This is a genomic window from Azospirillum sp. UENF 312511, assembly GCF_058780635.1.
This window is the reverse complement of sequence record NZ_JBSNCG010000002.1, coordinates 624,814-642,323: the sequence shown is the minus strand read 5'-3', so window position 1 is coordinate 642,323 and position 17,510 is coordinate 624,814. Positions and strand designations below refer to the sequence as shown.

Below are 17,510 nucleotides of genomic sequence, written 5' to 3'. Positions count from 1 at the left end.
CGCAGGCGGGGGAGGGGATCACGGTTCAGCCGTAGAGGTCGTTCCGCATCGCATGATCGTAGTGCGCGTCGATCGTCGCGGCGGTGGAGGCATCCTGATTCGTCATGGTGGCCAGCATCTGGCCGGGGGTCGGGAGGATGCCGCGCCCGATCCGTGATTCCGGCGCCCACAGCTTGGCCCGGTTCACCGCCTTGCCGCAGTGGAACAGCACCTCCTCCACGCTCACGACGATGGCCGTCTTGGGAATTTTTGTCCCCTCGGCGAGGCTGGCGCGGAGAGCCGCGTCGTCGGAGACGCGGCCGTGCCCATTGATCCGCATGAAGACGTCCAGGCCCGGGAAGAGGAACAGCATCCCCAGCCGATCATCCTCCAGAAGGTTGCGCATGGACTCGATCCGGTTGTTGCCCGGCCAGTCGGCGAAGGCGACGGTCTTGGCGTCGAGCATCCTGACAAAGCCCGGCGGGCCGCCGCGCGGCGAGGCGTCCAGACCCGCAGCGCGACCGGTCGCGAGGCAGAAGAAGGTGGCCTTGGCGATCCGCGCCTCCGGATGGCAGGGATGGGAGCTGAACGAGGCGCAATGGCGCCTTGCCATGGTCCTCCTCGACGAACTCAGGGCTTCGCCCATCGACCCCTTCACCTTGCCGATGCCGCGCGACCCGCGCCTTCTCCGGATCGCGCGGGCCTTGCTCGACGATCCCGGGGATCGGCGCGGCATGGGCGCCTGGGCCTCCTGGGCGGGCGTGTCCGAGCGGACGCTGAGCCGCCGCTTCGTGGCGGAGACCGGTCACAGCTACACCGCGTGGCGGCAGCGGGCGCGCCTGATGCGCGCGCTGGAGATGCTGGCCGAGGGCGCGCCGGTGACGACCGTGGCCATCGACCTCGGCTACGACAGCGTCAGCGCCTTCATCGCCTTGTTCAAGCGGACGTTGGGCGTGACGCCATCGGCTTATTTCGGCTGAGCGGGATTGGGAAGGAACGGGTTGGTCCCAAACGACGCCTGAAACGACGAGGGGCCGCTCGATGAACAAGCGGCCCCCGTAGACACTGTCGTGCCCCGAAACTGGAGCGGGCGAAGGGATTCGAACCCTCGACCCCAACCTTGGCAAGGTTGTGCTCTACCCCTGAGCTACGCCCGCAATGTGGCGCGAGTGACGGGACTTGAACCCGCGGCCTCCGGCGTGACAGGCCGGCGCTCTAACCAACTGAGCTACACCCGCAATATGGCTCCGGATGCTGGACTCGAACCAGCGACACGCGGATTAACAGTCCGCTGCTCTACCGACTGAGCTAATCCGGAACGGAGGCCGGCTTATACGGGTCCCAGCGGCGCAGCGCAAGCAGGAACTTCACCGGGTGGCGAAGTTTTTTTCCGCCCCCTTCAGGCGACCCCGAGCAGACTCTGCACCGCCCGGACGATGCTGTCCTCGGAGAAGGGCTTCTGGACGACGGACAGCTGGCCCGGCTCCTCCTTGGGCAGGTTGTCGCTGTAGCCGGTGGTGACCAGGATGGGCAGTTCGGGGCGCTGCTCCTGCATGCGGGCGATCAGGCTGGTGCCGTCGAAGTGCGGCATGCGCAGGTCGGTGATCAGGATGTCGGCGGGATCGTTCTGGTCGATCTTGAAGGCATCGAACCCGTTGCGCCCGATGGTCACGCGGAAGCCGCGCTCCTCCAGGGTTTCGGCAATGGTGACCGCGACGACGGGGTCGTCTTCGGCAACGATCACATGAAAGGTCTGGGACATGACGGGCGGGCCTCTTGTCTGCACGGTCCCGATTCCTGTAGCCCATCGGGCGGCGGCGGACCAATGCGCAATAGGTCATAAACCGCCGTCTCCGCCATACCGCCCCCGGCCAAGGTGTCGGCCGTTCAGCGCAGACCGATCGGCGCCAGCCGATCAGCGGCCGGTCAGCGGCCGGTCAGCGGCCGGTCAGCGGCCGGTCAGCGGATGATTCGCAGGTTGCTGAGCTGGCCGGCGATGGTGCGGAACACCGTCTGCAGGTCCGCCGGCGTCGGGCTGTCGAAATAATGGTTCGGGCCGGGCGAGGCGCAGCTTTCGTAGAGGGTGCGGGTGGCGCTGCTGGCGCTGTCGCCGACGGTGATGGTGAAGAGGGTGATCCCCGCCGCCTTCATGTTGCTGCACAGCGTCAGCATGCGGTTGTTGATCGCCGTCGTCACCTGATTGGTATCGGTGGTGCCCAGCAGCCCGTCGCTGAGGCGCTGGTAGCTGGTGTAGTCGCCCTGCGGCTTGTACTTGTACCACTCGTTGTTGCCGTCGGTCAGCAGGACGACCGCCTTGGACATGTCGGGTGTGCCGTAGTCGAGCGGCAGCGTGTCCGGCGTCGTGCCGCCCCACAGGCCGCGCCACTTCGGCGACAGGGTGAACCAACCGGCCTGCAGCCCCTGGTTCGCCATGGTGCCGCCGCGGTTCACCGGCTTCAGCCCGGCGATCTTGGCGAGCAGCGCCGAACGGTCGTTGGTCAGCGCCATGATCGGCGGCGGACAGCCGAGGTTCGGTCCGGCCATGTCGTTGGTCTGGCGGTAGGTGCCGTCGTCGGTGATGTTCGTGGGAGTCCAGGGGTTGTCGTTGTTGGTCCCGGTGTACTGGTTGTTCGGGTACCAGAAGGGCTTGAAGGGGCCGACGGCTGGCGGGGTGTCCGTCTGGTCCTGCGGCTGGGTGCGCGCCAGGACGCAGCCGCGCCAGCCCTGGGAGGCCCATTTGGTGGCGTCGTAGCTGCCCGCCGCCAGCCAGTTGGTGCGGGTCTTGCCGATGTTGACCTCCGCCGCGTAGGGGGCGATGGAGACCCACAGGTTCCTTGGCGGCGTGCTGCCCGGCCCGAACAGGATGTTGACGAGGTCGGTGGCGGCGCTGCGCAGCTCCCCGATGCGGTTGTTGGTCGCCATGGAGCCGGTGACGTCGAGCACCAGCGCCAGCTCCAGCCCGGCGTTGGCGCGCTGCACCTGGTTGGTGACCGAGATGGTCAGCTCGTTCACCTGCAGGACCCGCAGGAAGGTCGTCGGCAGCGTGGCGGTGACCGAAACGCCGACGCGCTGGTTCGTCTGGTCCAGCGTCACCGCCGGGGTGCCGATGGCCGCCCCTAGAAAGCCCGGCGGCAGATTGGCCGCAACGAACATGGCGATGTCGCTCTGGGCGTCCGCCGTGGAGTTCAGCATCTTTCCGGCGGCCAGCGCCCCGGCGTCGATGGCGGTCTGGAGCCGGGACTGCACGAGGAAGGCCCGTCCGTAATCCACCGCCAGCCCGACCATGCCGAGCAGGGGCACCGCGGCGGCGGCGAACATCAGCGCGGTGGCGCCCCGGCGGTCCCGCCGCACCGCGCCCAGAGAGGTGGCGCCCAGAGAGGCGAGCAGGCGGGCCGCGGTCAGGAAGCGTGTTCTCATGGCCCGGTCTCCAGCGTGGTGAGCGTGCCGAGCCGGGGCTGGTAGACGGCGCTGGCGTAGAGCGTCGTGGAGGTCCCGGCGTCGCCGAGCCACGGTCCGCTCAGCAGATAGGGGGTGAAGCGGTAGAACAGCTCGGTGAAGATGGCGTTGTCGCCGGGCTGCTGGGTGAAGCCGGGCGGCAGCGTGGCCGCCCCGCCCGCGGCGCCGTAGTGGCTGATGGCGGAGCCGGTGCCGGCCCGTTCCTGCCACATCACCCGCGATCCCTGGCCCATGTTGGCGACCGAGGTGACGATCACCTGCCCGCCGGCCATCAGGTCCAGCGGCTGGGCGACCTCCGTCGCGGCCAGGAACAGCACGCCGACCTCGTTCCCCTTCACCACGGTCATGCCGGCGCGCAGCTTGTCGAACTGGGTGGCGATGTCGCTGACGTTGGCGGCGGTGCGGTTCAGGGTCAGGGTGATGCTGACGTAGCGCACCACGTCCACCGTGGCGGTGACCAGCAGCAGAAGGACCGGCGCCAGCAGCGCCATCTCCAGCGCCGCGACGCCGCTGCGATCGCGCGGCAGGGGCCGGCGCCGGGATTTCGGGACCTGTGTCTCCATCATGCCGCTCACTCCCCCACCATGAAGGGTTCGTTGCGCACGGCCAGTCGGGCCTCGTGGATCAGCTCCGCCCGTCCCAGGACCGTGGCGCCCAGCCCGGTCAGCACCGGCTGGGTGTAGCGCAGCGTGTAGACGACGACCTGCCCGCTGCCGCCCAGCGCCGTCCCGGTCTGATTGGCGTCCCAGTCGGTGGAGCCGCAGTTCAGGTCGGTGAGCGAGGTGGAGGGCGGAATCCCGCCATTGATCTGGCCCAGCGTGGTGAAGGAGGCGTAGCTGTGGCTGCGCACCGACAGGCGGCTCTGGTCGAGCACCCGGCTGGTCAAGCGGTACACCGTGTCGCAAACCTGGGCACGGCGGTCGGTGAAGCCGGTCGCCAGCTCTCCGGTGAAGCCGCTGCGGGCGGCGGCGCGGGCGGCGTGGTTGAGCAGGCCGTCCACGGTCAGCGAGTAGGACACCTCGGCCAGCGCGATCATGCCCGCGATCAGCGCCGGGGAGACGATCGCCAGCTCCAGCGTGGTCAGGCCCCGGCGGTCACGCAGAGCGCGGCGAACGGGAGAGGGGCGGCTGCGCATGGGGCCGCCTCACGGTTTGAAGGCGACGAACTGGCGCGCCGTCTCGTAGAAGGCCAGGTTGGAACGTACGTTGGCGTCGTCGAGGTCGAGCCGGGCCACGCGGGCCGCCGCCTCCCGATCGCCCTTCAGCCCGTAGGCCAGTGCAAGGTTCTGGCGCACGCGGGGGGAATCAACCCCGCCTTGGACCAGCCCTTCCAGGATCGCCACGCCCTCGGCGCTGCCGTTCAGCGCCAGCGACAGGCCGAGGTTGGCCATGGCCGTCGCGTTGTTCGGCTCCGCCTTCAGGACGTGGCGGTATTCGCCCTGGGCCTCCGCGTGCCGCCCGGCGAGGTCGAGGGCGACGCCGCGGTTCAGACGGGCGCGCAGGTCGTCGTCGTTGCGGCGGAGCAGGGCGTCGAAGCGGTTCAGCGCGTCGACGGGGCGGTTGGCGCGGACCAGCGCGCGGCCCAGCGCCGTTTGCACCTCCACATTGTCGGGCACCGCGGCGGCGGCTTTCTGAAGCTCGACCACCGCGTCGGCGGCCGACCCGCTCTCCGACAGGGTCTCGCCCAGCCCGAGCAGGGCGCCGACATGGCCCGGCGCCTGATCCAGCACCGCCCGGTAGAAGCGCACCGCGGAGCCGGTGTTTCCCGCCTCCTGCGCGGCGCGGGCGAGGCGGAGCTGCACGCGCGCCTTGTCGTCCAGCGTGGCGTTGGCCGTCGGGCCGCTCTTCGACCCCACCGGCCCGCCGCCCGGCGCGCTGGCGCAGGCGCTGACCGACAGCAGCAGGAGGGCGGCCGCCGCGGCACGGCCCAGACCGGAGAGACGCTTCTTCGGCCACGGTCCCCTCTCCCGTCCCGGGAGAGGGTGGCGCCACAGGCGCCGGGTGAGGGTCGTGCGAGGATCAACGAACCCATCCGCGGCGGTACCCTCACCCTTCCCGCGCGTTGCGCGGGCCCCTTCCCTCTCCCGGGACGGGAGAGGGGATGTCGGATGCGATGACGCTGGAATGGCGATCATGGCTGACCTCCCTTGGTCTGGCTGTGGGGCGGGTTGGAATGGGTTTGCTGGCTGGTGCCGGCGCTGTCGAAGCTGCGCGAGACGTCGAGCATGGCGGGGCCGCCGACGACGATGAAGACGCAGGGCAGGATGAAGACCACCATGGGCAAGGTCAGCAGCACCGGCAGGCGGGCCGCCTTCTCCTCGAACCGGGCGAGGCGCTGGGCGCGCATCTCCCCGGCCAGGACGCGCAGCGCCTGGGCCAGCGGCGTGCCGTAGCGCATGGCCTGGATCAGCGTCGTCGCCATGCCGCGCACGCCCTCCATGTCCAGCCGGGCGGCCAAGTTGTTGAGCGCGCCGCCGCGGTCGGACAGCACGCGCATCTCCGCCGCGGTGGCCGACAGCTCGGCGCTCAGCGCCGGGTAGGCGGTCGCCACCTCGCGGGCCACGCGGTCCACCGCCGCTTCCAGGCCGAGGCCGGCCTCGCCGCAGATCACCAGCAGGTCGAGCGCGTCGGGCAGGCCGTTGCGCACCTCCTCCAGACGGCGGTCGCGCATCCGGCCCAGCGCCAGATCGGGCAGCCGCCAGCCGAGCAGGGCGCCAGCCACCACCTGCGCCGCCGCACCCGGCGCGCCGATCAGCGAGGGCAGCAGGTCGCCCGCCGCCGCCGGGACCAGCGCCATCCCGGCGCCGATGCACAGCAGCTTGATGCCGAGCAGGGAATAGAGGTGGCCGGGCTGGTTGTAGCCGGCGGCGATCAGGCTCTTGCGCATCCGCTCGCGGTCGGCGGAGCCGACGAGCGGCGTGCGGGCCAGCGCGGCGCCGATCCGGCTCAGCAGGCTCCGGCGCTCCGTTTCCGGGGCGGCGGAGGGCGCGGTTCCGGCGCGCAGCCGCTCCAGCCGGGCCAGCAGCCGCTCGCGCAGCGCGCAGGAGCGCAGCCCGGCCACCCCGGTGAGGATCATCAGGACGCCGAAGCCGAGAAGGACCGGCTGCGGGATCAGGACGCCGCTCATGAGGCCGCCGCTCATGACAGGGTCTTCCGGATGAGGAGCTGCATGGAGCCGACGCCGACCAGCAGCAGCCCGCCCGCCACCAGCAGCATCGTCTGGCCGCTCGGCTCGTCGATCAGCCGCCACGCGTAGTCGGGGTTCAGCATCGCCATGCCGCCGCCGGCCAGGAAGGGCAGGGCGGCCAGCACCGCGGCGGAGCTGCGCGCTTCCGAGGTCAGGGCACGGGTGCGCATCTGCACGCGGCGGCGCTGGCGGATCATGTCGGCCAGATTCTCCAGCGGCTCCGTCAGGTTGCCGCCGGTCTCCCGCTGCAGCAGCAGGGTGACGACGAAGAAGCGGAACTCCGGCAGGCGGACGTTGGCGGCGGCGCGGGCCAGCACGGTTTCCAGGTCGATGCCCATGGCCGTCTCATCGACGATGCGGCGGAACAGCGGGGCGATCGGCTCGGACAGCTCGGTGCCGACCATGCGCAAGCTTTCCGAGACCGGGATGCCGGCACGGGTGGCGCGGACGACGAGGCTGATCGCGTCGGGAAGCTGGTTCATCAGCGCCTCCAGCGTCTTGCGGCGGCTGGCGGCGAAGACGAGGCGGGGGGTGACCAGCAGGGCCACGGCGGCGGCGGTCGTGGCGCCCGCCTCGCCCATCACCGGCCCGCCCAGCCACCAGCACAGGCCGGCGGCGATCACGGCATACAGAAGCGCCCGCCACAGCCGGATGCCCGGCGGCAGATAGACGGTCTGGCGCCGCGCATAGAAGCGCGACATGCGCCGTTTCACCCGGTCGGCGAGGGTCAGGGACCCGGCGCCGGTGATGTCGGGGCTGCCGTCCTCCACCACCGCCCGCGCCTCCGCCGACAGAGCGGTCAGCCGGCGGCGCAGCGCCTTGCGGCGGCGGAACGCCCGCAGGGTGGACAGGGCGAACAGCAGCGTCCCGACGCCGAGGAAGAGGGTGGCGAGCTGGAGGGCCTGGATGCGGTCCATCGCGTGTACTCCCCCGCTACGGGCCGGTGGTGGCGGTGTTCCAGGCCGCCTCCTGCCCGAAATAGGCCAGCCGGTCGGCGAAGCGCGGGCGCAGGCCGGTGGCGGCGTAACGCCCCTCCAGGATCCCGTCGCGGTTCTCGCCGCGGAACTCGAAGGTGAAGAGGTCCTGGGTCAGGATCACGTCGCCCTCCATGCCGACCAGCTCGGTGACGTGGGTGATGCGGCGCACGCCGTCGCGCATGCGTTGGACCTGGACGATGACGTTGACCGCCCCGGCGATCTGCTGGCGGATGGCCCGGCTGGGCAGGTTCATGCCGGCCATCAGCACCATGTTCTCGACGCGGCTCAGCGCGTCGCGCGGGTTGTTGGCATGGATGGTCGACATCGACCCGTCATGGCCGGTGTTCATCGCCTGGAGCATGTCGAAGGCTTCCGCCCCGCGCACCTCGCCGATGATGATGCGGTCGGGACGCATGCGCAGCGCGTTGCGGACGAGGTCGCGCTGCGTCACCTGGCCCTGGCCCTCCAGGTTGGGCGGGCGGGTCTCCAGCCGGACGACGTGGGGCTGCTGGAGCTGGAGTTCGGCCGCGTCCTCGATGGTGATGACGCGCTCCGTCGCCTCGATGGGGCGGGACATGGCGTTGAGCAGCGTCGTCTTGCCCGAGCCGGTGCCGCCCGAGATGATGACGTTCAGCCGGCAGCGCCCGATGATCTCCAGCGCGCGGGCCATCGGCTCCGACATGCTGCGGAACTCCACCAGCTCGCGGAAGCCGATGGTGCGGCGGGCGAACTTGCGGATGGAGATGCAGGCGCCGTCGAGCGCCAGCGGCGGCACCACGATGTTGACGCGGCTGCCGTCGGCCAGCCGGGCGTCGACCATGGGGCTGGACTCGTCCACCCGCCGCCCCACCGCCGAGGCGATGCGCTGCGCGATGTTCAGCAGATGCCCGGCGTCGCGGAAACGCACCGGCATCTCGACCAGCTTGCCGCGCTGCTCGGCGAAGGTGCGCGACGGGCCGTTGACCATGATGTCGGTGATCGCGTCGTCGGCCAGCAGCGGTTCCAGCGGACCGAGGCCGATCATGTCGTGGACCAGCTCCGTCGCCAGCGCGGCCTGCTCGCGCCCGTTCAGCTGGCTGCGGCTGGTGGTGGCGATGTCGTCGATCAGCCGCTCGACCAGCGGGCGCAGCGTCTCCGCCGGCATGTCGGCGATGGTCGCCGGGTCGATGCGGGCCAGCACCTGCGACCGGATGTCGTTCAGCGAGCGGTTGACCGGGCGGACCGCGGCCAGCGGCGGGACGGAGACCGCCGCCGGTGCGGGGACCGGGGCGGGTTTCGGCTCCTCGGGCGGCGGGCTGGCGACCGCCAGGGAGGGGGGTGCGGCCTTGCGGCCGAACAGCGTGCTCATCGCCGCACCCAACGGCGGAACAGGCCGTCCTGGGCGGCGGGCTGGCCGGCGACGTCGGCGCCCAGCCGCTCCATGGCTTCGCGGAAGCGGCGGCAATGGCGGAAGGCCGGCTCGCCGACGCCCGCGGCGACGGCCAGCGGCACCGGGCGGTAGGGCAGGGCGTGTTCCGGCGGCTCGCCCAGCGTGCGCATCAGGTCCGCCGCGGGAAGCTCGCCGGGGGCGCCGCGCCGGTTCAGGACGGTGACGAGACGCCCGCCGCCGGACCGGTGCGCGATGGCGGCGCGCAGCCGCACCAGATCGCGCAAGCCCGCGACGCTGGCGTCGCCGACCAGGACTACGATGGACGCCGCCTCCAGCGCGGCGCGGGCGGCCCCGCCCTGGGCGCGGCCGGCGTCCACGACGACGTAGTTGTGGCGGGCCTGGAGACGGTTCAGCACCGAGAGGGCGGCGGTCGGCGCGATGTCGATGACGTCCTCCACCGGCTCCTCCGCCGCCAGGACGGACAGCCGGTCGGAGGCGGCGACCATGGCGCGCTCCATGAACACGTCGTCCACCCGGTCGGGCGCCTCCACCGCCTCGCGCAGCGCCGGTTCGGGCCGCAGGTTGAGGGCCAGCGCCACCGTGCCGTTCTGCAGGTCGAGGTCGACCAGCGCCGTGCGGCCCCGCGCCCCGTCGGCCAGCCAGCAGCCGAGATGCACCGCCACCGTGGTCGTGCCCACGCCGCCGCGCGCGCCGACCACCGCCACCAGCTTGCCCAGCCGGCCCGGCGCCTCGTCCGCTGCGGCGCCGGCGCCGGCGCCGGCGGCGCGCAGCGCCCCCTCCAGCAGGTCGCGGGACAGCGGCTTGAACAGATAGTCGGTGACTCCGATCCGGCGCAGGTCGCGGTAGAGGCCGATGTCGTTGCTGTCGCCGACCGCGATGACCCGCACCGACGGGTCGCAAACCCCGGCCAGCGCCTCCATGGCGGCCAGCGGGGCGGCGACGCCGGACAGGTCGACCAGCAGCAGGTCTGGCGAGCGCTGGCGGGCGAGATCGCGGACGGCGCTGCGGATGTCGCCGGTCCGCACCTCGCAGGGCAGCAGGGACGGCGCCACGCTGTTCAGCAGGGCGGCGCTGGCCGCGTCGGCGACGTAGGCGAGCAGGCGGGGACCGGCGCCGCGGGCGGCGTCGGCCGACGACGGCGCGTCGCCGAGAAGGGTGGCGAGCAGGCTCATTGCTCCTCCTGGCTTCCGTTCAGGGCGGGGGACAGCACGAAGGCGCTGGTGCTGTTGCCCTTCACGAAGGGCTTCACCTGGTCGGCGCGGTAGCGCTGGACGGCGCCGGCCATGCGCTGGCCGTCGGCGGGAACGGTCTCGCGGCCCTGCACGAGGTCGCGCGGATCAGCCAGCATCAGAGCGAGGTTGCGCTGGTTGCTGCAGCCCAGCGCCGCGGTCGGGCTGTTCTGGTACCAGCCGCTGTAGATGTCGCTCCACGCCGCGCAGTCCGGGGCCAGCGCGACGTAGCTGGTGACCTGGAGCGCCGGGGCGCCGGTCTGGTCGGGGGCGAAGGTGAGGTTCTCCGCCGGCACGCCGGCCTCGCCCAGCAGGGAGGCGACGGCGGCCCGCGCCGGGGCGGCCAGCAGGGGGCCGGTGACCGTCACGTGGGGGGTGGTGTCGCGGCCGAGCCCGGCCACCGTGCGGGCCACCCGGGCGCGCTCCTCCGCCGCGATGGCGCCGCTGCGCGGGTCGATGGCGAAGGGGACGGCGTTGCTGAGCGCCCTCACGGCCGGTACTTGGGCGGTGGGCATCGGCGGGGGAGTCTGAGGCACGGCGCAGCCGCCCAGCAGACCCGTGAGGAGTGGCAGAAGCAGCATCGGCGTTCGCATGGCTCTGGGCATGGCGCTGTGCTCCGCGAAAGGGGTCATTGGAGGCTGAAGCCGGCGTCGCCATGAAGGCGGGCGGCGCCCGGCCCGATAGCGAGCGGGGCGGTGCTGGCCGCGCTGCTGCCGCCGGCCGGGGGTTGCAGGCTCTGGGCGCGGTTCAGGAAGATGCGCTCCACGTCGGTCGCCGCGACGAAGCCGTCGGTCGGGGCGGACAGGGCGTTGGCGGCGGACACCGGGCGGACGAGGTAGGGGGTCACGACGATGACCAGCTCCGTCTCGTTGCGGCGGAACTTGCTGGAGTGGAACAGCGCCCCCAGCACCGGCACGTCGCCCAGCCCCGGCACGGCGTCCAGCGTCGCCGTGGTGTTGTTCTGAAGCAGGCCGGCGATGGCGAAGCTCTGCCCGCTGGCCAGCTCGATGGTCGTCTCGGCGCGGCGCACCGACAGGCCGGGGATACGGATGGAGTCGACCACGACGGCGCCGTTGTTGGTCAGCTCGCTGACCTCCGGGCGGACGCGCATGCTGATCTGGCCGCCGCCCAGCACGGTCGGGGTGAAGTCCAGGCTGACGCCGTACTTCTTGAACTGGATGGTGGTGGTGCGGTCGTACTGGGCGACCGGGATGGGGAACTCACCGCCGGCCAGGAAGCTGGCCGTCTCGCCGGACAGGGCGGTCAGGTTCGGCTCGGCCAGCACGGTGATCAGCCCATCCTCGGCCAGCGCGTCCACCACCGTGTTGATGTCCACCCGCCCGTTGCTGGAGCGGTAGCTGCCACCGATGGAGTTGGTTGGGGGAATGGCGCGGATCAGGTTGCCTGCGGCGTCCAGGATGGGCCGCCCGGTGGCGATCCCGAAGGCGAAGGAACCGATGTTGAACATGCTCTCGAAATTGACGCCCAGCTCCTTGGTCACCTGCCGCGACACCTCGGCGACGCGGACCCGCAGATTCACCTGGGCGGGGGAGGCGACGGTCAGGCGGTTGGTGACGGTCTGCCCCTGCCCGACGTAGCGCTCGGCCAGCTCGACCATCTGCCGCGCCGTGGCGGGGGAGGAGACGGTGCCGGTCAGCGTGATGCCGTTGCCGGTGCTCTGCACGTCGATGGCGGCGTTGGGCACCTGGGCGACCAGCTTGGAGCGCAGGTCGCCGACCGGCATGGTGACGACGACGCTGAAGGAGGCCAGCGGCTTGTTGTCCGCCGACAGGGCGTAGACGCTGGCCCGCCCCGGCGTCTTGGCGACGATGAAGAAGGCCTGCGGGCCGGACGCCTGCACGTCGGCGATCTCCGGGGCGGAGGTGAAGACGCTGGCCGCCGGGGCCGGCAGGTTGACCGGCTGCCCGCCGCCGACCTCCAGCGTGATCTCGCGGGGGCGCTGCTGGGATTGGGCGGGCGCCGCGGCCAGCGCCGCGAACAGCCCGGCCAGGAGGGCCGCCCCCATGATCCTGAGGGCCGCGGCCCGGCTTGTGGTGTTGATGGTTGCCATCGTCATGACTTCGTCCCCCCTGGGTCGGCGCGGCGGTTCAGCGTTCGAGCGTTTCCGTCTTGGAGCCGCGGATGATGAGCAGCGCCGGGCGGCGGGCGGCGGGCGCCTCCGCGCTGTGGGGTGCGGGAAGCTGGCGCAGGGCGGGCGACACGTCCTCGGCCCAGGTCGGGGCCGAGGCGGCTTCCGCATTGCCCGTGGCGAGGACGGTCTCGTCGGAAAGCAGGCTGCGCAGCGCCAGCGACAGCTTGCCCATGGCGGCGGCGACGGTGACCGTCTCGCTCTGGCGGGCGGTGACCTCCAGCGTCACGGTGCGGGGAACGCGCCCGTCCGGCCCGTTCTTCGTCATGCCCGCCTCGCCGAGCTGCTGGTCGATGGCGATGACGCGCAGGTTCTGGAGCACGGTCTCGCCAACCGCCCGGCTGCGCAGGTCGCGCCCCGCCTGGGATTCGAAGTTCTGGGTCAGGATCAGGTCCACGCGGTCGCCCGGCCAGATCAGCCCGCCGGTCGCACTGACCGCGTCCACCGCCACCGAGACGGCGCGGCTGCCCGGCGACAGCACGGCGGCAAGGAAGCCGCGCTCCCCCGGCGCCACGATGTGGCCGGCCATGATCGGCTCGCCCGCGGTGAAGGAGCGGCGTGTGACGGCGCCGCTGTAGGCGCTTTCGGCCACGCGGCCCCGCACCATGTAGCCGTCCACCAGACGGCCCGGCGGCCAGGCTTCCCAGCGCAGATCCTCGGCGCGCAGAAGCATGCCGGTGGAGATCGGGCGGGCGGCGACCAGCACGGAGTCCATCGGCGCCTGGGGCGCCGGCACCGCGACGGCGGCGGTCGGGGCCGGCAGCATCGAGAAGGACACGTAGCCCACCAGCGACAGCCCGACGAGCAGCAGGGACAGGAAAAGCACTCTCAGAACCATGCCGCTCCTCCGGTGGGGTTGGAGAGGGTGAGCAGCCCGCCGGCGGACAGAGCGACGCCGTAGGGCACGGAATGGCGGGTGGCGATGCGGTGCGCCTCGGCCGCCAGGAGATGGGCCAGGATGCGGGCCGGGCCGGGCCGACCGCCAAAGCGGCGCAGTAGCCGGCGCGCCGGGCGCGCCTTGCGCAGGGCCAGCCACCCGGCGAGATAGATGAGGGAGAGCACCCCTCCAGCCAGCGCGGTGGCGGTCGCGAAGGGGGCGGCCCGCTCCACCCCGACCAGCAGCAGGATGGCCGAGGCCAGCTTCACGTCCCCGCCGCCCAGCCAGCCCCGCCCGTGCAGGATGCACAGGACCAGGAACAGCGTGGCGGCGGCGGCAAGGCTGGCCCAGGGAAAGGGGGCGCCCTGCCACAGCGGAAGCGCGAGACCGAGGCTGGCGAGGAGGATCGACACCGTGTCCGGAATGATGCGCCGGCACAGGTCGTCCGCCGCCGCCCAGCCCAGCGCAAGCCCCGCCACGGGCGGTGCCAGGGAGAGGGGATCGAAGAGAGCGATCGTATCCATGGCGGGAGCTTTGCGTGGGAGGGGGAGGAGCGGCGTTTACGGAATTTTCGTCGAGGTGCCGCTGACCGTGGTGCCGATGCCGGTGAACAGGGTGCTGACGTTGGTGCCGAAGGTGCGGGCGCCGCCGATGATGACCAGCGCGACAAGCGCCGCCGCCAGACCGTATTCGAGGGCCGTGATGCCCTTGCGGTCCTTGGTGGCGGCCTGGACCGGGGAAATGATGGCGCGGATGTTGGCGAACAGGGTCATTGATTGTCTCCGTTGATAATTGCAACGCGAAGGGTTTTCGCTTCATCACTGTGAAGCGGAGGGGTTTGATTACTGATTTTCAGGGAATGCACGGCGTTTGTGATTTCAGGATGTCGAAGCCCGACATTTTAATAAACCTATCGATAGGGGTAGTCCGGCGGGCCGGTGCCGTTGTCCTCGCGATCCGCAACGCAACTTTTCGCGCTGCCTTCAGGCAAAGCGCAGGCGCTGCCATGTGCAGAAGAGCCGGGTCAAAGAAACGGGAAGGAGAGCGCCGTTCGAGGGCGTGAATGGCGGTCGGATTGCTTTGGAAGGAAATGATTAGAATTTGAAGTGATTATCGGACCATGACGGGATTGTGCCGGTGCTGCCGCCGCCGCTCCTTTCGCGGTGCGCGGAGCATTCGGAGTCCCGAGGTGGTGCCGCAGCACCTCGGAATGGTGGCTGGTTCGCCGGATGGCGAAGCAGAGTCGGTAGCCGGGTCGGGGTACCCTTTTCCGTCATGCCGAAGCATCCGGACCGGATCCTCCATCCGGGAACAGGGCCGGACGAACGGGACGAGGAGTTAATCCCGTCGGTCCTACGACCAGTGGCAATAGGTCGCACGTTCGTGATAATGAGAATAACTATCATCCAGGCCGAAGGGCATGGATACTGACCGGCAGGCCCCGCCATGGATTGCCGCCGTGGGCCACCGCCGTCAAGGAGCGAGAGTCAGGATGTCATTGTTCGGCAAATATGTCGCGCCGGCCGCGGCGCTGTCCTCCCTGTTGATCGCTGGCCTGTTGATCACTGGTGGCTCCGGTTTGGCGGCCGATCCGGCGGAGTTGCAGAAGGCGAAGGCCGAACTGGGCAAGGCGCTGTTCTTCGACAACAACCTGTCCTCCACGCGCAGCCAGTCCTGCGCGACCTGCCACAACCCCGAATTCGGCTTCGCCGACCCGCGCGGTGCTGCGTCGCTGGGCGCGGACGGCAAGTCGCTGGGCGACCGCAACGCGCCGACCGCCGCCTACGCCCATCTTTCTCCGCGCTTCGGCTTCAAGGCCAACGGGGTTCCCTTCGGCGGGCAGTTCCACGACGGCCGCGCCGCCACCCTCCAGGAGCAGGCCGGCGGCCCGCCGCTGAACCCCGCCGAGATGGCCATGGCCTCCAAGGCGGAGGTGCAGGGGCGGTTGAAGGAGAACGCCGACTACGCGCGGAGCTTCGTCGCCCTCTACGGCGCGGGGGTGCTGGACGACGCCGACCGCGCCTACGACGCGATGACCGACAGCATCGCCGCCTTCGAGAAGACCGACGTCTTCTCGCCTTTCGATTCCAAGTACGACCGTTATCTGCGCGGCGAATACAAGATGACCGGCGAGGAGGAGCTGGGGATGACCCTGTTCTTCTCGCAGCAATTCACCAACTGCAACGTTTGCCACAAGCTGAACGCCATGCCGGCGGCGACGAACGAGGTCTTCACCAACTACGAGTACCACAACATCGGCGTGCCGGTGAACGCGGAGCTGCGGGCGGCCAACGGGGTGGCGCCGACGCACATCGACCGCGGGCTGGCCGAGAATCCGGCGCTGAAGGGCCAGAAGGCCCATGACCAGAAAGCCTATGAGGGGAAATTCAAGACGCCGACCCTGCGCAACGTCGCGGTGACCGGCCCCTACATGCACAACGGTGTCTTCAAGGACCTGGAGACCGTCGTCCGCTTCTACAACAAGTACAACAGCCGCAAGCCGGCCGACCAGATCAACCCGGAGACCGGCAAGCCCTGGGGCAATCCGGAAATCGCCGCCACCGTCTCCATCAAGGAGCTGGAGGAGGGCCCGGCGCTCGACGACCGCCGAATCAAGGCTCTGGTCGCCTTCATGAAGACGCTGACCGACGCCCGTTACGAACCGCTTCTGAAGTGAGCGCGGACGGGCGGGGTGGTCGCCATGGCCCCGCCGCCCGCCGCAAATTCGGCAATGCGCGCCCTGCTTGGCAAATGCATCTTGACAATGAGAGTGATTAGCGGCGCATGTTGAGAATGCTTCGCACTTTCATGGCTCTCACGCCAACGATCACCGACGCTTGAGGAGACCTTCATGTTCAAGCACGCCTCCGGCTTTGCCGCCGCGGCTCTCATCGCGCTGGCGCCGCTCGCCGCCGACGCCCAGTCGTCCAAGCCCGCCTACAAGGACGTGGTGAAGACCTACGCCGACATCGCCCAGGCCAGCTACGAGGACTCCGCCAGCACCGCCAAGGCGCTGAAGAAGGCCATCGACGCACTGGTGGCCAACCCGTCGGACGCGACGCTGGCCGCCGCCCGCACGGCGTGGCTGAACGCCCGCGTCCCCTACATGCAGACCGAGGCCTTCCGCTTCGGCAACCCGATCGTCGACGAGTGGGAAGGCAAGGTCAACGCCTGGCCGCTCGACGAGGGCCTGATTGACTATGTGGACGACAGCTACGCCGGCGGCGACAGCAACCCGTTCGCCAAGGCCAACGTGATCGCCAACCCGAAGATCAAGGCCGGCGACAAGACCATCGACGCCCGCAAGATCACCAAGGAACTGCTGGCCGACACGCTGCACGAGGCCGGCAAGGTCGAGGCCAACGTGGCGACCGGCTACCACGCCGTCGAGTTCCTGCTGTGGGGCCAGGACCTGAACGGCACGGGTCCGGGCGCCGGCGACCGCAAGGCGACCGACTACGCCAAGGGCAAGGACTGCACCAACGGCAATTGCGACCGCCGTGCCCAGTTCCTGACCGTCGCCACCCAGATGCTGGTCGAGGATCTGGAGGAGATGGCCAAGGCCTGGGGCGCCAAGGGCAAGGCCCGCGCCTCCATCGCCAAGGCCAAGGAATCGGAGGGCGTCGCCCGCATCCTGACCGGCCTCGGCAGCCTGAGCTACGGCGAGCTGGCCGGCGAGCGCATGAAGCTCGGCCTCATGCTGCACGACCCGGAGGAGGAGCATGACTGCTTCTCCGACAACACCCACAACTCGCACTATTACGACCAGGTCGGCATGGTCAACGTCTACAGCGGACGCTACACCCGCGTGGACGGCAAGGTCGTGACCGGCCCGTCGCTGTCGCAGTACGTCGCCGCCACCGCGCCGGAGGCCGACGCCAAGGTGAAGGAGGCGATGACCGCCACCACCGCCGCGATGAAGGTCATGAAGGACACCGCCGACAGCGGCAAGATGGCCTACGACCAGATGATCGGCACCGACAACGCCGAGGGCAACGCGATCATTTCGACCGCGGTGGACCGTCTGGTCGACCAGAAGAAGGCTTTGGAAGGCGTTGTCGCCGCCCTGGGCGTTTCGGTCGAGCTGGCCGGTTCGGACAGCCTCGACAACCCGTCGGCTGTCGGGAAGTAAGACGTCGGCAAGTAAGCCGGCGGACCACGGGTTGCGACCCTTCTTCCCGCGTGGGGCGGCGTTGTCCGCTCCCCACCGACCGCCCGCGCGGGGGGAGGGGCCGCAGCCCGGCCTTTTCGTCTTCATGGAATGGGG

At 70.5% G+C, this 17,510-nt stretch carries 18 protein-coding genes and 3 tRNA genes; 3 read left to right on the top strand and 18 right to left on the bottom strand.

Translation table 11 applies throughout. From position 1 onward, the window contains the following. Window positions 1–25: 25 nt before the first annotated feature. Window positions 26–592 (bottom strand): MSMEG_1061 family FMN-dependent PPOX-type flavoprotein, encoded by a 567-nt coding sequence (locus tag ACWPN7_RS11315; protein ID WP_456531350.1) that lies wholly within the window; start codon window positions 590–592, stop codon window positions 26–28. Between ACWPN7_RS11315 and ACWPN7_RS11310 the strand changes: the two genes are divergently transcribed. Continuing rightward, the gene (locus tag ACWPN7_RS11310) at window positions 591–959 is read left to right on the top strand and encodes a helix-turn-helix domain-containing protein (RefSeq protein ID WP_456531351.1); all 369 of its coding nucleotides are present in this window, start codon (window positions 591–593) and stop codon (window positions 957–959) included. The two genes, ACWPN7_RS11315 and ACWPN7_RS11310, sit on opposite strands and share 2 nt — an antisense overlap. 102 nt (window positions 960–1,061) lie before the next feature. On the opposite strand, the gene ACWPN7_RS11305 is transcribed toward ACWPN7_RS11310, so the two are convergent. The 17 genes from ACWPN7_RS11305 to ACWPN7_RS11225 form a co-directional block, all read right to left on the bottom strand. Then, a tRNA-Gly gene (locus ACWPN7_RS11305) sits at window positions 1,062–1,136 on the bottom strand. A gap of 4 nt (window positions 1,137–1,140) precedes the next feature. Next, a tRNA-Asp gene (locus tag ACWPN7_RS11300) sits at window positions 1,141–1,217 on the bottom strand. 4 nt (window positions 1,218–1,221) lie between these two features. Next, a tRNA-Asn gene (locus tag ACWPN7_RS11295) sits at window positions 1,222–1,297 on the bottom strand. 81 nt (window positions 1,298–1,378) lie between these two features. Beyond that, a complete protein-coding gene (locus tag ACWPN7_RS11290) occupies window positions 1,379–1,741 on the bottom strand; it encodes a response regulator (RefSeq protein ID WP_014200077.1) in 363 nt (120 codons plus the stop codon). Between the two features lie 197 nt (window positions 1,742–1,938). After that, entirely contained in the window at window positions 1,939–3,396 is a 1,458-nt protein-coding gene (locus tag ACWPN7_RS11285) for a pilus assembly protein TadG-related protein (protein ID WP_459197933.1), read from the bottom strand. After that, window positions 3,393–4,001 carry a TadE/TadG family type IV pilus assembly protein gene (locus ACWPN7_RS11280; protein WP_137107313.1) on the bottom strand — a complete coding sequence of 203 codons (609 nt, stop codon included), beginning with the start codon at window positions 3,999–4,001 and terminating at the stop codon, window positions 3,393–3,395. Before ACWPN7_RS11280 ends, ACWPN7_RS11285 begins: the two co-directional genes overlap by 4 nt. Before the next feature lie 5 nt (window positions 4,002–4,006). Further along, complete coding sequence (locus ACWPN7_RS11275) at window positions 4,007–4,570, bottom strand: TadE/TadG family type IV pilus assembly protein (protein WP_407824658.1); 564 nt, start codon at window positions 4,568–4,570, stop codon at window positions 4,007–4,009. 9 nt (window positions 4,571–4,579) lie between these two features. Further along, window positions 4,580–5,290: a tetratricopeptide repeat protein gene (locus tag ACWPN7_RS11270; RefSeq protein ID WP_247887888.1), complete on the bottom strand. Its 711-nt coding sequence runs from the start codon at window positions 5,288–5,290 to the stop codon at window positions 4,580–4,582. A 275-nt stretch (window positions 5,291–5,565) separates the two neighbouring features. Further along, window positions 5,566–6,576, bottom strand: a complete 1,011-nt coding sequence (locus ACWPN7_RS11265; protein ID WP_349621443.1) for a type II secretion system F family protein — start codon at window positions 6,574–6,576, stop codon at window positions 5,566–5,568. Next, window positions 6,573–7,538, bottom strand: coding sequence for a type II secretion system F family protein (locus ACWPN7_RS11260; protein WP_459197934.1), 966 nt, complete (start codon window positions 7,536–7,538; stop codon window positions 6,573–6,575). The genes ACWPN7_RS11265 and ACWPN7_RS11260 overlap by 4 nt, the downstream gene beginning before the upstream one ends. A gap of 16 nt (window positions 7,539–7,554) precedes the next feature. Beyond that, on the bottom strand, window positions 7,555–8,946 hold the full coding sequence (locus tag ACWPN7_RS11255) for a TadA family conjugal transfer-associated ATPase (protein WP_349621445.1): 1,392 nt from the start codon (window positions 8,944–8,946) through the stop codon (window positions 7,555–7,557). Further along, entirely contained in the window at window positions 8,943–10,160 is a 1,218-nt protein-coding gene (locus ACWPN7_RS11250) for a CpaE/TadZ family protein (RefSeq protein ID WP_459197935.1), read from the bottom strand. The genes ACWPN7_RS11255 and ACWPN7_RS11250 overlap by 4 nt, the downstream gene beginning before the upstream one ends. Continuing rightward, window positions 10,157–10,822 carry a CpaD family pilus assembly lipoprotein gene (locus tag ACWPN7_RS11245; RefSeq protein WP_247874890.1) on the bottom strand — a complete coding sequence of 222 codons (666 nt, stop codon included), beginning with the start codon at window positions 10,820–10,822 and terminating at the stop codon, window positions 10,157–10,159. Before ACWPN7_RS11245 ends, ACWPN7_RS11250 begins: the two co-directional genes overlap by 4 nt. A 23-nt stretch (window positions 10,823–10,845) precedes the next feature. Further along, window positions 10,846–12,294: a type II and III secretion system protein family protein gene (locus tag ACWPN7_RS11240; RefSeq protein WP_459197936.1), complete on the bottom strand. Its 1,449-nt coding sequence runs from the start codon at window positions 12,292–12,294 to the stop codon at window positions 10,846–10,848. Window positions 12,295–12,325: 31 nt separating this feature from the next. After that, complete coding sequence (gene cpaB, locus ACWPN7_RS11235) at window positions 12,326–13,204, bottom strand: Flp pilus assembly protein CpaB (RefSeq protein ID WP_459197937.1); 879 nt, start codon at window positions 13,202–13,204, stop codon at window positions 12,326–12,328. Then, window positions 13,195–13,767: an A24 family peptidase gene (locus ACWPN7_RS11230; protein WP_459197938.1), complete on the bottom strand. Its 573-nt coding sequence runs from the start codon at window positions 13,765–13,767 to the stop codon at window positions 13,195–13,197. The genes cpaB and ACWPN7_RS11230 overlap by 10 nt, the downstream gene beginning before the upstream one ends. Before the next feature lie 36 nt (window positions 13,768–13,803). After that, window positions 13,804–14,016: a Flp family type IVb pilin gene (locus ACWPN7_RS11225; protein WP_014200062.1), complete on the bottom strand. Its 213-nt coding sequence runs from the start codon at window positions 14,014–14,016 to the stop codon at window positions 13,804–13,806. A gap of 719 nt (window positions 14,017–14,735) precedes the next feature. Here ACWPN7_RS11225 and ACWPN7_RS11220 point away from each other — a divergent pair. Together ACWPN7_RS11220 and ACWPN7_RS11215 are read left to right on the top strand one after the other, a co-directional pair. Then, window positions 14,736–15,920: a cytochrome-c peroxidase gene (locus ACWPN7_RS11220; RefSeq protein ID WP_040138245.1), complete on the top strand. Its 1,185-nt coding sequence runs from the start codon at window positions 14,736–14,738 to the stop codon at window positions 15,918–15,920. 174 nt (window positions 15,921–16,094) lie between these two features. Next, a complete protein-coding gene (locus tag ACWPN7_RS11215) occupies window positions 16,095–17,375 on the top strand; it encodes an imelysin family protein (protein ID WP_349621452.1) in 1,281 nt (426 codons plus the stop codon). Window positions 17,376–17,510: the final 135 nt, after the last annotated feature.